The sequence below is a fragment of the Pseudobutyrivibrio sp. JW11 genome (assembly GCF_900115355.1).
Classification (GTDB): domain Bacteria; phylum Bacillota; class Clostridia; order Lachnospirales; family Lachnospiraceae; genus Pseudobutyrivibrio; species Pseudobutyrivibrio ruminis.
In genome coordinates this window covers 61,973-77,378 of sequence record NZ_FOWB01000001.1, presented here as the reverse complement: position 1 = coordinate 77,378, position 15,406 = coordinate 61,973, and the positions used below count along the sequence as shown (strand labels likewise).

Annotated in this window: 16 protein-coding genes; all 16 read right to left on the bottom strand. The window is 40.6% G+C overall.

Features of this window, described 5'->3' with window-relative positions:
• Positions 1-14: 14 nt before the first annotated feature.
• Positions 15-1,136 carry an ABC transporter permease gene (locus BM102_RS00350; RefSeq protein WP_090477802.1) on the bottom strand — a complete coding sequence of 374 codons (1,122 nt, stop codon included), beginning with the start codon at positions 1,134-1,136 and terminating at the stop codon, positions 15-17.
• A gap of 2 nt (positions 1,137-1,138) precedes the next feature.
• Entirely contained in the window at positions 1,139-2,380 is a 1,242-nt protein-coding gene (locus BM102_RS00345; protein WP_090477800.1) for an ABC transporter permease, read from the bottom strand.
• Positions 2,381-2,384: 4 nt separating this feature from the next.
• Entirely contained in the window at positions 2,385-3,050 is a 666-nt protein-coding gene (ccmA, locus tag BM102_RS00340) for a heme ABC exporter ATP-binding protein CcmA (RefSeq protein WP_044935398.1), read from the bottom strand.
• Positions 3,050-4,123 (bottom strand): hypothetical protein, encoded by a 1,074-nt coding sequence (locus BM102_RS00335; protein ID WP_143085444.1) that lies wholly within the window; start codon positions 4,121-4,123, stop codon positions 3,050-3,052. Before BM102_RS00335 ends, ccmA begins: the two co-directional genes overlap by 1 nt.
• 8 nt (positions 4,124-4,131) lie before the next feature.
• On the bottom strand, positions 4,132-5,655 hold the full coding sequence (locus BM102_RS00330; protein ID WP_090477794.1) for an MBOAT family O-acyltransferase: 1,524 nt from the start codon (positions 5,653-5,655) through the stop codon (positions 4,132-4,134).
• Between the two features lie 187 nt (positions 5,656-5,842).
• A complete protein-coding gene (locus BM102_RS00325; protein WP_090477791.1) occupies positions 5,843-7,120 on the bottom strand; it encodes an O-acetylhomoserine aminocarboxypropyltransferase/cysteine synthase family protein in 1,278 nt (425 codons plus the stop codon).
• 118 nt (positions 7,121-7,238) lie between these two features.
• Positions 7,239-7,856, bottom strand: coding sequence for a superoxide dismutase (locus BM102_RS00320; RefSeq protein ID WP_090477788.1), 618 nt, complete (start codon positions 7,854-7,856; stop codon positions 7,239-7,241).
• Positions 7,857-7,973: 117 nt separating this feature from the next.
• Positions 7,974-8,411, bottom strand: coding sequence for a DUF2442 domain-containing protein (locus tag BM102_RS00315; protein WP_033151911.1), 438 nt, complete (start codon positions 8,409-8,411; stop codon positions 7,974-7,976).
• A 9-nt stretch (positions 8,412-8,420) separates the two neighbouring features.
• Complete coding sequence (locus BM102_RS00310) at positions 8,421-8,675, bottom strand: DUF4160 domain-containing protein (protein WP_090477785.1); 255 nt, start codon at positions 8,673-8,675, stop codon at positions 8,421-8,423.
• A 613-nt stretch (positions 8,676-9,288) separates the two neighbouring features.
• Positions 9,289-10,464: a DegT/DnrJ/EryC1/StrS family aminotransferase gene (locus BM102_RS00305; protein ID WP_330388545.1), complete on the bottom strand. Its 1,176-nt coding sequence runs from the start codon at positions 10,462-10,464 to the stop codon at positions 9,289-9,291.
• 14 nt (positions 10,465-10,478) lie between these two features.
• Positions 10,479-12,005 (bottom strand): murein biosynthesis integral membrane protein MurJ, encoded by a 1,527-nt coding sequence (gene murJ, locus BM102_RS00300; RefSeq protein ID WP_090477779.1) that lies wholly within the window; start codon positions 12,003-12,005, stop codon positions 10,479-10,481.
• Between the two features lie 12 nt (positions 12,006-12,017).
• Positions 12,018-12,389 (bottom strand): EamA family transporter, encoded by a 372-nt coding sequence (locus BM102_RS00295; protein WP_074789868.1) that lies wholly within the window; start codon positions 12,387-12,389, stop codon positions 12,018-12,020.
• A complete protein-coding gene (locus tag BM102_RS00290) occupies positions 12,382-12,774 on the bottom strand; it encodes an EamA family transporter (RefSeq protein WP_090477776.1) in 393 nt (130 codons plus the stop codon). The genes BM102_RS00295 and BM102_RS00290 overlap by 8 nt, the downstream gene beginning before the upstream one ends.
• Positions 12,775-12,838: 64 nt before the next feature.
• Entirely contained in the window at positions 12,839-13,336 is a 498-nt protein-coding gene (locus tag BM102_RS00285; protein WP_090477773.1) for an antitoxin, read from the bottom strand.
• A gap of 10 nt (positions 13,337-13,346) precedes the next feature.
• Entirely contained in the window at positions 13,347-14,201 is an 855-nt protein-coding gene (locus BM102_RS00280) for a DUF3990 domain-containing protein (RefSeq protein ID WP_090477770.1), read from the bottom strand.
• A gap of 160 nt (positions 14,202-14,361) precedes the next feature.
• Complete coding sequence (locus tag BM102_RS00275) at positions 14,362-15,405, bottom strand: polysaccharide biosynthesis protein (protein ID WP_044935370.1); 1,044 nt, start codon at positions 15,403-15,405, stop codon at positions 14,362-14,364.
• Position 15,406 lies beyond the last annotated feature (1 nt).

Sequence of the window (15,406 nt, the reverse complement as noted above, 5' to 3'; positions counted from 1 at the left end):
AATCTTCCTCCCTCTCACTTTGAGTGTCGTTTGATGGTATTAATTATATACCATAAAATTAAAAAAGCAATACCATAAATTAATAAACTTTTTAAATAGTATAAATCATGGATGCTATATAAATAGTGGAATGTTGGGCAAAATCGCTGTAATACACGACCTTCTTTGAAGTCAATGAACACAGGCGAAAGCATTGCCGATGCCATGATAAGAATCGGTGTAACGATTCCAAGTCCCTTAATGCTGTGAATGATTTCTCTTATAAAAATGGCCACCACGATGACCACAAAATCATATGCAGCAATGGTCGCAATCTCTCTTCCCAGGGATGTGAAAACGCCTCCCCAGTACAAGCCAACAAGTACCATTATTGTCGGAATAAAAATTATAACTAGATAATAAAGCAAATCTCTGAGTACAAAGAACCTGGTCTTCCACCAGATAAACAAGCCGCTTGCCTCATCCTCAAGATAATACATGGATGCTGCGATTCCACATAGGAGAAGCCACAGTGCCAGGATTCCTCTTAGCGGCATCATCAGATAATTAGTATCTTCAGATGAATTGTCTGTGCCATCAACATAGCCCATCTCAAAAAGATTGCCATTAATCTCATAGTTGTCATATGTTTCGATGATATGATTCAACTGGTCCTCAGTTGGATTATCACCGTACACATTTTTTGAAATATAGTAAATAGCCATTTGTCTGGCGATCATAGGATAAACCCTGCTGGAGAGAACCTCCCTGCCAAGCATGTGTGTAAGACCACTTTCGCGGATAACAATTTCTATCTTTGTTTTGGTCTTGCCCTTTGTAGCCATGTTATCCACAAGGGCATCCAAATCTTCTGGCACAATCCACCCTTCGGTAAGCTGCTGAGACTCAACATCCTTCACCACCGCATCTGCATCGTCATAAAACTTAAAAAGCAGACTTCCAGGATTGGATTCCAGATTCTCTTTCAGCCATTTTGAGCAGCTATCATCACCTGGAATGTAAACGCCGATTGTCATAAGCCCCGATGGTGCAGCGCTCATAGCATTCAACATAAGCACCATCAATGGCACCACCAAAAGCATGGCTATGTAACTTTTCTTTTTCAATAAACTTTTTAATAGTAGTAAGTATTTCATCCTTATTTCATCTTCTGTCTTCTTACAACCATTGCAATTCCAAGGAATGCCACGGTGTAAGCGCACATAATCCAAAAGTATAATCCTGTCTCATCGTCGGTAATCACACCGCCCATGTATGAAAATGCCACACCTGACGGAATGAACTCGCCTATTCTTTGGACGATTGCAGGGAAGAATGTCTTTGGATAAAAATATCCAGACACGTATCCCATCCCAATGTAAAGCATAAATGCCACCAGAATTTTGTTGATGACACCTACAAGGATTTCAAAAATCATAAATCCTAATGCAGCAAACATGATGGATACAGGAAGCAATTTGCCTGCAATTTCTCCTAGGGCTTTCATCAGATTTACATCTGTCTCCACAGAATCCAGCACTCCAAAGTGTATAGCCACTGCCATCAGCCCAAATATCACTGCCATGCAAATGATGTTGATGGTCAAAAACGGAATATACTCACCAAACACCTGAGCCACCGCACCGATGCCCTTTGATTTCATGAACCTGATTCTTCCATCCTTTTGGCCAAGGAAAAATGAGATGGCACAGAATGAAAGCAACAGCATGAAGAACAAGAGTATTCCGAGGAAATAGTAGGCTGGTGTGGATAGTCCATCAGAAAGACCAAGCTCTGTGATTTCCGCCACATTGGTTCTGACGATTAGCGCCGAAATATATCGCATAAACAAATCGTTTATTTTCTCGGAGCGATAGTTTTTATCGAAGCCCTCTTCCTTCATCAGCTGCCTGAGGGTAAGTATGCCTGTCTCGGAATAGATGATTATGTGAGTTGCAATTGATGAAATCTCGTCCATCATTACATTTGAAATGCCCTTTTGACCTGATGTAGCATAGTATTTTAGCTTCGCATCATTTGTCATTGCATCCAGCGCATTGCTGAACTCCTCCGTAATTACGATATACGCAGAAATATCAGCGTTTCTCAAAGCCTGCTTGGCAGCCTCTTCATCATCGTACTCTACCAGCTCAATCATGTATCGGCTCTCATCAAGGGTGCCTACCATGTAGATTCCAAGGCTTATCATCTCATCATCTGTATCACCCACAACACCCAGCTTGTAGCGCTGTTGCTCTGATGCATAAGTATCGCTATAGATAAGTGCATACCCTGTCACAGACAGCAAAAAAGCCACCACTAAAATCATTGCGAGTATTCCGGGTAGCAGTTTAAATATTCGTTTATATTGAATTAGCAAATAATCTTTAAACTTTACCATAACTCTATAATCTTCCTATCAAATGAGGAATGTCCCCGTCATACTTGTAAGGCACAAGCTTGCCTTCCTTAAGAATGAAGCATTTGTCGCAAAGCTCTATCTCTTGCACCTCGTGTGTTGCTATGATCAAAGAACCGCCCTGGCGCTTGAACTGCTCAAAGTAAGTGTAGATTCTTTCTTTGCACACCAAATCAAGAGCCGCTGTTGGCTCATCCAAAAGCATAAGCTTTGGATTGGAATTTATAGCGCAACCGATAGTGAGACGCTTCTTCATGCCGCCTGACATTTGATTTACAGGAACCTTGATGAACTGGTCGATTCCAAGCATCGCAAGAAAACCGTCCTGAAGCTCCTTCTTCAACTTGTCAGGTTTGTACCACATGCGCAGATTGTCCCAGGCGGTAAGCTCTGTAATCAACGGTGTCTCCTGTGGAACGTATGCCACAAGCTCATTTCTTAATTTTGTATTTTTCAGCAAATCCTTGCCATCAATGTTGAAAAAGCCAGAATTAGGCTTTTGAAGTCCCGCTAGAATTGTAAGAAGTGTAGATTTTCCACTACCATTCTCCCCAAGGATTCCCACAATCTCGCCAGGCTCTACCGTAAAGTCAATACCTGCCAAGACTGTGTGCTTCCCATATTTCTTTTTAACATTTTTTATTTCAATCATTACTCAAATAGCCCCTTGTAATTGTAGGTTGTGTAGAAATCAAGCTCTACATTAATGTATTCCTCGTAGTTGTCCTTTGTAAGTTCATCTGTGCCGGAATACATCCAACCTAAAATCTGTGAATTAATCCAATCACCATGATGACATTCATCACTGTAATTGTCCAGATTTGTTGTGATATCAAACTCATTATTGAATGAGAATAGATGGATATTGTCGCACTCAAGCATAAGCTCGATTGCATATTTTTCCGCTGCTATCCATCTTTGAACTGTTCCAAGCTCATTTTGTGAGCCCCACCATGCAATGGAGTATGGTGTGAAATAATAGTAAAACTGAATGTCCGGATTGTCCTTTGCAAGCTGAACAACATTCTGGGTGATGTTTTCCTCAACCTGCTGCTTTACCTCATCAACAAATGGCTCTCTAGAGGTTGGCTCTGCAAATTCGGTTCTATCTCCCAAAACTACACCAGCTCCAAACTCCGCTGTGTCCATCCAATTGGCATAATCATCAAAGCTTGTGATGCCTGCTTCTTTTCCAGCTGCTGCATCTGCAAGCATTGGTATGCAGATATCGAACAGTACCTCTTTATTGAAGAAATAGTTTACGTCGTTGAAGATGTTATCATCATATAAGTAATCTGGATAATCTCCCAAATCATCACGAATCCTGTTGGCATCATCCATAATGTAGGAATAATCCAGAGGACGAATCACAAGCTTTAGATCAGGATTTACTTCAATGGCATTTGCAATGTTGTCGTTAAGCTCCTTGTAAGTACCACCAGCAAATGTGGTCTTGATTGAATTAACTCCAAACAGCTCATCCACTTCGCTAGTCTTGTAATTTTCCGCCATAGATGTGCCTATCACCATCGCATCGTAATCAAAGTGCTTGATGATTCCATCGTTTTGGCTTCGCTCGTTATTCAATTCGTAATAAAGGCCTGAAAGTGGTCCGTGATAATGGAAGTATGGATCTACCACAATAATCACACTGGCAAATCCCACCAACAATATCATCAACACCGCAAGCATAGCGGCCATCCATCTTTTACTACTTTTAAACATATATAATCCTAAAAATTAAAATATAAAAATGTGCTGATTCCGCTAAGTGAGAAGATGCTGAGTACAATCAAAAATGCTGTCCAAAGCATAGTGCTTATCTTTAGCTGGAACGCCTGCATCTTTTGGTTTGAATTCTTTGCTCCAAGCACAATGAACAGTGCAAGGAAATAATAGATTCCAACATAAATAAATGGAAGTGAATTTGTAAGTGCAGTTCCATCCAGGAAGTATTTCAACACTGGTGTCCGGAATGCGCTAAGGATATTCACATCGATGTTGGTGAAATCTACGTATAAAATCTGCTTTATAAACTCAATTGCATCACCGATTGTATCTGCTCTGAAAAAGATAAGTGACATGGCAAAGAATACCTGTGTCAGCATCCATCCAAGAGCAGGGTGCATTTCATCAAAGGTCTTTTTGTTCATGCGAGTGATGATAACAAAGATACCGTTTAGCACTGACCATACTACAAAAGTCCACTGGGCACCATGCCAGAATCCGCTGAGCAAGAATACGATGAAAAGATTGAAGCATGTCCTAACATTTCCACGGCGATTGCCACCGAGAGGAATGTACACATATCTGGTGAAGAATCGACCAAGAGTGGCATGCCAATGATTCCAGAAGCTTGCAATGTTGAGTGTCTTGTATGGGCTGTCAAAGTTTACTGGCAAATCTATGTTGAGCATCTTTGCAAGACCTGTGGCCATGTCGCAATATCCGCTAAAATCAAAGTACAGCTGGAAGTAATATGCAATCATTACAAGGATTGAGTTGGTAGCCTTCAAATCTGCCACCTGAGTGTAGCCCCAATTTACTGCCACGCCAAACACATCTGCTATCAATATCTTTTTACCAAGACCCATGGCAAACATGTAGAAACCCTTTGCCATGTTGTCCCAATCCACTGTCTTTTTACTTGGATTTAACAGCTGAGGAATCATTTCATCGTGGGTAACGATTGGGCCGGCAACCAGCTGTGGGAAGAAAGTGACGTAACAAGCATATGTAATGAAATCGTACTTAGGCACCTGTCCTCTGTAAGTATCCACGATAAATGAAATCTGCTGGAATGTGAAAAAGCTGATTCCAAGTGGAAGCACTATGTGCATAAATGGCCAGTCAGTTTTAAATATCGTATTTACGTTATCAATGAAGAAATCCATGTACTTGAAATAAAAGATTATTCCAAGATTCACTGCCACACCAAGTATCATCACCGGCTTGCAGGATTTCAAATAGCCAACGTTATCTATGGTGACTGAATCCAACTCCGAATTCATTGTAGTTGCTTCAAGTATGGCACCGTTTTGCAGCCTCTTCATCCACAGGTAAAACAGATAATTTACGATCACGCTGGAGATGATAATTAGCAGGTACCCCGGATTGAAATATCCATAAAACCACAATGACATTCCAAGCAGAAAAACAAGACCAAGCTTGTATCGCTTAGTCTTATTAAGTAAAAAATATCCTAGTATGCAAATTGGTAAAAAAACAAAAATAAAAATATAAGAATTAAATAACATCTACTACTAACTCCGCAAGTTACGGATACAAGCCTTGGTATTGCTTCGTTCCGAGATTGGTCACTTCAGCAACACCAAGAGCTTGTCTCCTACCTACATTCTTAACACTGAGAGCTTGTTTCCTACTTGCTCACTTAAAATTTATAGAACTAATTTACGATCAGTTCTTATTATAATTCTACCACCGTTAGTGGAGAGCCTGGGCGATATCTGCGATGAGGTCTTCGCTGTCCTCGAGGCCGCAAGATACGCGGATAAGGCCTGCAGGAATTCCAGCTGCCTCAAGCTGCTCATCTGTCATCTGACGATGTGTTGATGTAGCTGGGTTTAAGCAGCAGCTTCTAGCATCTGCAACGTGTGTCTCGATAGCGATGAGCTTGAGCTTCTTCATGAATGATTCTGCTGCAGCTCTGCCTCCGTTGAGCTCGAATGAAACTACACCGCATCCTCCGTTTGGAAGATACTTCTGAGCTATCTCATAATATTCATCTCCCTCAAGATTTGGATAAGTAACCTTCTTTACCTCTGGGCATGACTGAAGGAATTTTGCAACAGCAAGTCCATTTTCAGCATGACGAGGCATACGAACGTGAAGTGACTCTAAACCAAGATTTAAGATAAATGCGTTCTGTGGAGACTGGATACTTCCAAGGTCACGCATGATCTGAGCTGTAGCCTTTGTAATGAAAGCTCCCTCCTTGCCGAACTTCTCTGCGTATGTGATTCCGTGGTAGCTATCATCTGGAGTGCAAAGTCCTGGGAACTTATCTGCATAAGCCATCCAGTCAAACTTTCCTGAATCTACGATACATCCACCAACGCCTGCTCCATGACCATCCATATATTTTGTAGTTGAGTGTGTAACAATATCTGCGCCCCACTCGATTGGACGGCAGTTTACTGGTGTTGGGAATGTGTTATCAACAATAAGTGGAACGCCGTGAGCGTGTGCCACCTTTGCAAATTTTTCTATATCTAAAACTGTAAGGGCTGGGTTTGCGATTGTCTCGCCAAACATTGCGCGTGTGTTGTCCTGGAATGCTGCGTTCAATTCTTCCTCAGATGCATTAGGTGAAACAAATGTAACATCAACACCCATCTTCTTCATTGTAACAGCGATAAGGTTGAATGTTCCACCATAGATTGATGAAGATGCAACGATATGACTGCCGCACTCGCATACGTTGAATAATGCGTAGAAATTGGCTGCCTGTCCGCTGGATGTAAGCATTGCAGCTGTACCACCTTCAAGTGCTGCGATTTTTGCAGCTACATAATCATTTGTAGGATTCTGAAGTCTTGTATAGAAATAGCCTGATGCCTCAAGGTCAAAAAGCTTTCCCATATCCTCGCTAGTGTCATACTTGAAAGTTGTAGATTGTACAATTGGAATCTGTCTTGGCTCACCATTTCCTGGTGTATAACCTGCCTGCACACATCTAGTTCCAATTCCCTGCTTATTCATGTCTTGCCCTCCTGAAATACTAAATAATACAAAAATGGAGTATGAGGTGAATAGTAACATTCTTTCACCACATACTCCTAAACTTTACCATATTAAAGCGGCATTTTAAATATTAATTCTATCTAATTATTTCATCATAACGGGCTGAAACCTTGGACCAATCAAGGACCTCCCAAAATGCTTTGATGTAATCCGGGCGCAGATTCTTGTACTTAAGATAGTAGGCATGCTCCCAAACATCAAGAGCAATAATTGGAGTCCAACCTTTGCCCTCTGATAATGGATTGTCCTGATTCAAAGAATTTGATGCATGAAGCTCACCTGCAGAATCAACTGAAAGAAAAGCCCAACCTGAGCCAAACTGAGCTACTGCAAGTTTTGACAATTCCTCCTTGCAAGCTTCCACACTGCCAAAAGCTTTGTTTACTGCATCAGCAAGCTTGCCTGTTGGTGCCTTTGCAGCATTAGGAGAAAACATTTCAAAATAAAGATTATGATTATAATATCCGCCACCCTGATTTCTGATACCCTTGCGCAAAGTCTCATCTGAAATCTTATCTAAGTTCGCAAGAACTTCTGCCGCTGAATTGTCCGCCACACCAGCTTTAGCTGCAAGATCATTAAAATTGTTTGTATAGGTTGCATGATGCTTTCCATGATGAGTCTCAATTGTGAGCTTATCAATATATGGCTCCAAAGCATCTGTCGCATAAGGCAATTTAATCTGTTCGTACATGTGTATTCTCCTTTCGTGTATGGCCGGCCCGCACCGGCTTCCTCTTGAATTTGTATACACATTTTAACATATTGCCTACGCAATTATAATCAAATCTATGTAAAATGTTTCTATAGTTTAGCTAGCTTTAGGCTCGCCATATTCTCTGACCATCGAATTAAAAACTACAACCCATTGCTTACCAAATTTATGAACATCAATACCTTCTATTAATTTTCCATATATTATAGCTCGTCTAAGAGTACTTTCGTTGAGCCCCCACATTTCTGTAGCCTCTCGCATAGACATTAAACCATCAAATGGAGAATCTATCTTCTTACCATTATCCCATAATTCATCACAGGACAAATCTAAATCATCATTCCATATAATTCCATATCCACCAACATCAACTGATACTGATTCAAACAAAGAACTATCCTCCATTAGTTGGTTAAAAGCTGGTATTGTCTCTGCTAAATCTTTAATACTATATTCCTTTGTCTGACCTTCAACAAAATGAACTTGTAATTTATAATCAGGCATCGCCTTTACATCTTTTATCTTATGAAACATATTTACCTCCTATTCAAGTGGTGGCAATTTTTTAAAATTCTGCGTACTCCATATTTCTAATAGCTCATCTCTATTTACAGACATCCATTGTAACACTAATGACATGATTTTGGGTGGCAATTCACCTTCTAATAATTCATATGTTCTAAGATCAATAGCTGCAATATCTTCACCATATATAGCATGAAGATGGGGTGGATTGTGTTCACTAGAACGGAAGTACATTCTAATCACAATACCATTAAATCTTGAAATAACTGGCATAACATTACTCCTCAATAGAATAATATCACGATACCGTGACGTATGCAAGAAAATAGTTCTATAATCCGCTCCCCCAATATTGAATTAAGCATATATAAAAATTTAATACTTAAGATTCTATATTTTTATCACAGGGCTTCCCACAAACCTTATAAATTCTTTAGCTTGTGATAAATTATCTTCCATTTTCCTCTTTTTTTATCACAAGACTTCCCGCAATCCTTATAAATGCGTTAGCTTGTGATAAATTATCTTCCATTTTCCTCTTTTTTTATCACAAGACTTCCCACAATTCCTATAAACACGTTGGTTTGTGATAAATTTAATCTTCTTTTCCTATATTTTTATCACAAAACTTCCCACAATCCTTATAAATGCGTTGGCTTGTGATAAATGGCCGCCGCCAGCCACTCCTTTTAATGCGACTTGTGGCTTCGCCACAGTCCAAGTTTTCAAGCCTGCTTGACTAACATTTATCTGCCAAAAGTTATGAAGTCAAGGGAGCGAAGCTCCGAAGGCTTGCCCTTGACTGAAATAACTTGGCAGATATGATGTGTCTAGCAGGTTGAAACAATAAAAAAACACCTCAGCCTTAGCTGAGGTGTCATAATCATTACTCTGCGTATGCGTTCATTGCGTCGATGACCTGGTTGATTTCGTCGTCGGTGAGTTCTGGGAACATTGGGATTGTTACGCCGTGCTCTGCAAGGTCCTCGGCAACTGGGAAGTCTCCGTGCTTGTAGCCGAGCTTGCCGAAGCATGCCTGCTCATGCATTGGAACTGGGAAGTAAACGCCTGTAGCGATGCCCTTTTCTTCCATGTATGCTCTAAACTTTGCTCTGTCGTTTACGCGAAGTGGGTAAACGTAGAAGATGTGCTCGTTGAAGTCAGCAACTACTGGCTTTGCAAAAGCTGTGTTTGTAATCTTTTCGTTGTAGATTGCTGCGATTTCACGGCGGCGTGCATTCCAATCATCAAGATGTGGAAGCTTAACTGAAAGCATTGCTGCCTGGAGTGCATCAAGACGAGAGTTGAAGCCTACAAGGTAGTTGTAGTACTTTGGAAGATTTCCGTGGAAATCAATCTTTGACTCGTCGAACTCCTGGCCGTTTAATCTAGCGTATGTGTAAGCGCCGTTGAGACCTGAACCGTGAACACGGAAAGCCATAGCAGCCTTGTATAAATCTTCGCTGTCTGTAACGATGATACCAGCATCGCCTGCTGCACCAAGGTTCTTTGTAGGGAAGAAGCTTACGCATGCCATATCACCAAGTGAGCATGTGCGACGTCCCTTATATTTAGCGCCTGCAGCCTGTGCACAGTCTTCGATGACAAGTGCGTTGTGGCTATGTGCGATTCTGCAAATCTCATCCATATCTGCAGCCTGACCGTAGATGTGAACTGGGATAACTGCCTTTGTCTTTGATGTGAAAGCAGCCTCAAGCTTGCTTGGATCCATTGTGTAAGTCTCTGGTGTGATGTCTACAAATACTGGAGTTGCCCCAACCTGAGCAATTGCCTCTGCTGTAGAAACAAATGTCATAGCTGTTGTGATAACTTCATCACCTTCACCAATGCCTGCTGCAAGAAGTGCAATAACAAGGGCATCTGTACCATTGCCAACACCTACTGCATACTTTGCACCACAGTATGATGCAAATTCATTTTCAAAATTCTGAACCTTTGGTCCTAAAATATATCCGCCTGAGTGAAGCACCTCAAGTGCTGCTGCATCAAGCTCATCCTGCAAAGAAGTGTATTGTCTTTGCACATTCATAACTGGTATCATAATTTCCTCCTAATTTATCCTTTTATTCTACGAACCACTTTACCTTTAACGTACTCAACCTCTTCGATGCGCATCAACATGAGGATGACGATGTAGCCACCGATGCCGATTACGGCTGAGAGGCCAAAGATAAGGATGTTGCTATCAAATAAATGCTTCATCAAAAGCACAACAAGGACTACAAATATTGCTCCTGGAATCTGCTTAAGCAGAACAGGTATGTGTTCAAGGAATCTGTAGTTTTTGATGTGACGCTTTAGCATCTGTGAGTTGATTAAAAAGTTGACTGTCAAGCTGATGGAGCTGGCAATGGAAATACCCATAACTCCAATGACATGTGACAGCGCAATACTAAAGATGATGTTGGCGCCTACTGCGAAGATTCCTGAAATCATCGCTCGCTTGGTGTCCTTAAAAGAATAAAGTCCTCTTAAAATAATATCACGTACGCCCATACTAGTAAAACCGACAGCGTAACCGATGAGAGCTGCACTTGTAAGGGCGATGGATTTCTCGCCGAAGTTACCACGTCCAAAGGCGATAGTAACGATTTCTCTTGCACACATACAAGTGACAAGTGTGATTGGAATCATGATGCAAATCATGACGTTGATAGCCTTTTTCATGGTGTCGATAAGGCTATCGTAATCACCCTCAGCTGTGTATGTAGAGAAGTTTACATATAAAACATCAACCAGGTTGTTTACCAGGATGATTGTTACGAAATCTTCCAAGGATACTGAGTATGATAACGCTGATACATTTCCGTGGCCAAGACCTGTGGAAAGGGCACTATCAACAAGCTTGTTTATCTGTGAAACGGAGTTGCCGATGAATAGGGGCACCGCCGTCAAAAGTACGGTTTTAATCTCGGGCACATCCTTGAAGGCTACGAAGGTGAACTTGAAATATCTGCGTCCACGAATCAAAAGCAAGGAGCCAAAGATGATGTAGCTTAAATACTGGGCAATAATCAGTGATGTAACTGCCTGCACATTGTAGAGAATCAGAATACACAGGATTGTTGTGATGCTGGTGATTGCTGATTCAGTACGACTGACTACGAAGTCTTTGTTGGCGTCCATCATGGATGTCCAAACCAATGTGACTACCGCAAACAGGAAGAATGGATAGCAAATCTTTAGGTATTGCTGTAAGTATTCCAGCTCTGTTGGTGTGTAGCCCTGGCCAAGAGCTGATGCGATGTAAGGTGTGATCATGTAAACAATCAGCAACACGAAAAGCACTACCGGAAGCAAGATTTCCAAGCATGCGCTCATCAGCTTTGAAGCCGCTTCCCTACCGCGCTGCACCAAGCAGTGAGTATAGATGCTTACCAGAGAAATGGTGATGGCCCTGATAAAAGCAGATGAAAGCGTGCCTACGAAATTGAAGGCTACAAAATATATATCTGTTTCAAATGTTGTGCCGAAGAAATAAGCTATGACCATCTGCTTAACGAAGCCAAGTAGCTTAAAGCACAAAGTAAGTATCGTAATTACGATAGTTGTGCTTACGATACTTTTTGTCTGTTTACTCATATTTAATTCCTACTAGAAAAGTGATGTGATTGCTGTAAGGATATCTGAGCCAAAGCTTGCTATAACGATACCGAGGATGATAACTAACAATCCTGTAGCTTTCTTTGCTCCAATTTTTTCCTTAAGAAAAATCTTTCCTAACACTGCTACCCAAATGTAACCAGTTGCTTCAAGGATTGGTCCTAAAGATAAATCAACTCCCTTGTAGCCGATTACTGAGCAAAGTGATGCTCCAAAGAAAACGATATATGCTCCCATAACCATTGGGTTAAGGTACTCTGCGATTTTGCTTGGGTATTCTTTTTCAGCTGCCTTCTTTAAAACGATTTGTGAGCAAGAGGCGATGAAAGTACCAGTAAGCATGATTAACATAAATTTATTCATTTGCGCTTACCTCCTCTTTGCCAGCTTTTCCGTTGACTTCCTCATCACCGCTAACTACAAGATATACGCCAATGATAACAACGATTGCACCGATTATTTTCTGAACAGTAATCTGCTCGCCAAAAATCAATGCGCCCCAGATGAGGCCCCAAATTGTGGTGGCTGCTTTGTTAGCATATGTAGTGATAAGTGGCAGATGCTTAAGAACCTGCTGCCAAGCAATAGCATAAAATCCAAGGATACAAACAACAAGTCCATAAAAAATAATCCACTTGAAGCTTAAAAACTGATAGCCTGAAGCCATCTTGGAACAAATGCTATTTACTGAAAATATCAAAATAATTACATGTAAAATGGCGAACCACTTTATAGTATCTTTTTTCATGAATATGTCCTACTTTCTTAATTCTTATAAACCATTACAGTATAACGCTAGCTATGCTGAAAATCTAGTTTTGATTATTCAAACGATATTTCTTAAATATTTCATACTGCCTTTGAAGCTCGGTTTCTTCATCTGTCAATAAGCCTTTCGCCTCCAAAACTCTTTCAATAGCCTGAGAAACATCGAGTGTATGATATGGTAAAAACAGTCCTCGCAGTTCCTTAGGCTTTACAATTTTATAGGCTCTTGATGAAGAGATTTCATAAGAATAGCAAAAATATCTGTAGAAATACCCAATCCAAAACATTTCGTTATTTGAGTATTTCACTGATCCATAATTGGATGTTCCATACTGCTCATTTACTGACTCTAAGATATCACCCGCTTGTAGATTGGTTTCCAACAATGAACCATTATCCAGCTTTTTCGCAATATCACTATGCATATATCTTCTGATGAAAATTTCTGAGCTTGAATTCATTTTTTCTATCGACAATTCAAATGTTTTTGCCTGTATATCACATAGCAATAAGCCATCTTTATCAATTTTTCTTGCCTTCATATTTCATCTCCTACTCGAGAATTTCATCTATATATTTACCTTGACCTCTGTAAGTTCTTCTGGCCAACTTTACCTTATCATCCCCAAGTTTGGCCTCTTCTGTTCTTATCTTTTTATAGTAATCCCTCTCGCTTTGTGAAACATAACAACGTTCCAATAACTTTATATGACTAACAGCTTTCTCACTAATAAACACATATTGATTTCCAAGATTTGTAGCTGCCAGGCAATGTTTGCACTGTTCATCAGTGATTTCCCCATTTATAAAGGAGTTTATTATTTGGAACATCCTATTGTCGGCTATTGGGGCAACAATGTAATCACATTCTCTGGATTCTTCAATTATCTTTTTAATTCTAGGATGATTCTTATATTCATCTAAAGCTCCTCGATAATAGGCAATAGTCATCATCCATTCCTGATTCACCTTGTATTCCTTAGACATTAGTCCTTCAGGATTAAAATCTATGATATATGTAGAAGATTTATCAAAGCCCGACACAAAAGATACAGCCTGCTCATAATTTTCTCCAGTATAAAACCCTTTTCCAAAATCGTTATTATCTCTTCCATAGAAAACGTCTATTTCACCTTTAATCTCACTTTTCGCCCCATGAAATAGCTGCTTATGATTGATAGGCAAATTATCTCTACATAGCATTTCTTTCAGTCTATTAATCTTTATATTATTTTTAAAAGCATATTCATATACCATCTCCAATAACTGCTCACTAGGATTCGTAACACCACTTTCATTACGGGATAATGTTATCTGCTGTACACCTAACTCCTTAGCAAGTTCTTCTTGGCTGATACCTAGAATTTCTCTTATAGACTTTAAATCTTGTGAAAAATTATACTCCATTGTGTACCTCCAACTTATTTATATCACATTACTTAAAGAAGTTCAATAAACTTGTTTATATCACATTACTTAAAGAAGTTCAATAAACTTGTTTATATCACATTACTTAAAGAAGTTTGGTGTCCTAATAAAAGCGAGGCATGCGCCTCGCTTCCTTTTTCTACTTATTCCAGTTTGCAAGCATTTCTCGTACGTAGTCAGTAGTCATGATTTTGTCTACTGTGCCCTGTACATCGAGGCGCTTTGTGTTGTGTGATGTGTATGCATCAGAAGCCATTGTATGAACCTGGCCATCTACGAAGAACTTGTCGTAGTTGAGGTCACGGCCGTCTGGAAGTACACGATAGTAGTTGCCCATATCTACGGAACGAACGCACTCTTCGTTTGTCATAAGTGTCTCGAAAAGCTTCTCGCCGTGGCGTGTTCCGATGATCTTTGTGCCTGTGTCGCCGAAGAGCTGCTGAACAGCCTTTGCAAGGTCGCCGATTGTAGAAGCGTCAGACTTCTGAACGAAAAGGTCACCTGGCTCGCCGTGCTCGAAGGCAAACATAACAAGTGCAACTGCCTCATCAAGATTCATGAGGAAACGAGTCATCTCTGGATCTGTGATTGTGATTGGGTTGCCTGCTTTAATCTGGTCGATGAAAAGAGGGATAACTGAACCACGTGAGCACATAACGTTACCGTAACGTGTGGTGCAGATTGTAGTCTTGCCGGCTGCAACACGAGCGTTTGCGCCGATAACCTTTTCCATCATAGCCTTTGAAATACCCATTGCGTTGATTGGGTAAGCAGCCTTGTCTGTTGAAAGGCAAACAACTCGCTGAACGCCTGCCTCAACTGCTGCATGAAGAACATTGTCAGTTCCCTCAACGTTTGTACGAACTGCTTCCATTGGGAAGAACTCGCAAGAAGGAACCTGCTTAAGTGCTGCTGCATGGAAGATGAAATCAACACCTGGCATAGCATCCTGAACTGAGCGCATGTTACGAACATCGCCGATGTAGAACTTTACCTTGCCAGCAAGGTCTGGGTGCTCAGCCTGAAGCTGATGTCTCATATCATCCTGTTTCTTCTCGTCACGTGAGAAGATACGAATCTCCTTGAGGTCAGAATCAAGGAAGTGCTTTAAAACTGTGGAACCAAATGAACCGGTGCCTCCAGTTATCATAAGTGTTTTATCTTTAAATAATTCACAATTCATT

What these genes read in the sequence shown, in the direction of transcription:
- BM102_RS00350 (WP_090477802.1), bottom strand. Translation starts at nt 1,136, where the DNA reads ATGAAATACTTACTACTATTAAAAAGTTTATTGAAAAAGAAAAGTTAC.
- BM102_RS00345 (WP_090477800.1), bottom strand. Translation starts at nt 2,380, where the DNA reads ATGGTAAAGTTTAAAGATTATTTGCTAATTCAATATAAACGAATATTT.
- ccmA (WP_044935398.1), bottom strand. Translation starts at nt 3,050, where the DNA reads ATGATTGAAATAAAAAATGTTAAAAAGAAATATGGGAAGCACACAGTC.
- BM102_RS00335 (WP_143085444.1), bottom strand. Translation starts at nt 4,123, where the DNA reads ATGTTTAAAAGTAGTAAAAGATGGATGGCCGCTATGCTTGCGGTGTTG.
- BM102_RS00330 (WP_090477794.1), bottom strand. Translation starts at nt 5,655, where the DNA reads ATGTTATTTAATTCTTATATTTTTATTTTTGTTTTTTTACCAATTTGC.
- BM102_RS00325 (WP_090477791.1), bottom strand. Translation starts at nt 7,120, where the DNA reads ATGAATAAGCAGGGAATTGGAACTAGATGTGTGCAGGCAGGTTATACA.
- BM102_RS00320 (WP_090477788.1), bottom strand. Translation starts at nt 7,856, where the DNA reads ATGTACGAACAGATTAAATTGCCTTATGCGACAGATGCTTTGGAGCCA.
- BM102_RS00315 (WP_033151911.1), bottom strand. Translation starts at nt 8,411, where the DNA reads ATGTTTCATAAGATAAAAGATGTAAAGGCGATGCCTGATTATAAATTA.
- BM102_RS00310 (WP_090477785.1), bottom strand. Translation starts at nt 8,675, where the DNA reads ATGCCAGTTATTTCAAGATTTAATGGTATTGTGATTAGAATGTACTTC.
- BM102_RS00305 (WP_330388545.1), bottom strand. Translation starts at nt 10,464, where the DNA reads ATGATACCAGTTATGAATGTGCAAAGACAATACACTTCTTTGCAGGAT.
- murJ (WP_090477779.1), bottom strand. Translation starts at nt 12,005, where the DNA reads ATGAGTAAACAGACAAAAAGTATCGTAAGCACAACTATCGTAATTACG.
- BM102_RS00295 (WP_074789868.1), bottom strand. Translation starts at nt 12,389, where the DNA reads ATGAATAAATTTATGTTAATCATGCTTACTGGTACTTTCATCGCCTCT.
- BM102_RS00290 (WP_090477776.1), bottom strand. Translation starts at nt 12,774, where the DNA reads ATGAAAAAAGATACTATAAAGTGGTTCGCCATTTTACATGTAATTATT.
- BM102_RS00285 (WP_090477773.1), bottom strand. Translation starts at nt 13,336, where the DNA reads ATGAAGGCAAGAAAAATTGATAAAGATGGCTTATTGCTATGTGATATA.
- BM102_RS00280 (WP_090477770.1), bottom strand. Translation starts at nt 14,201, where the DNA reads ATGGAGTATAATTTTTCACAAGATTTAAAGTCTATAAGAGAAATTCTA.
- BM102_RS00275 (WP_044935370.1), bottom strand. Translation starts at nt 15,405, where the DNA reads ATGAATTGTGAATTATTTAAAGATAAAACACTTATGATAACTGGAGGC.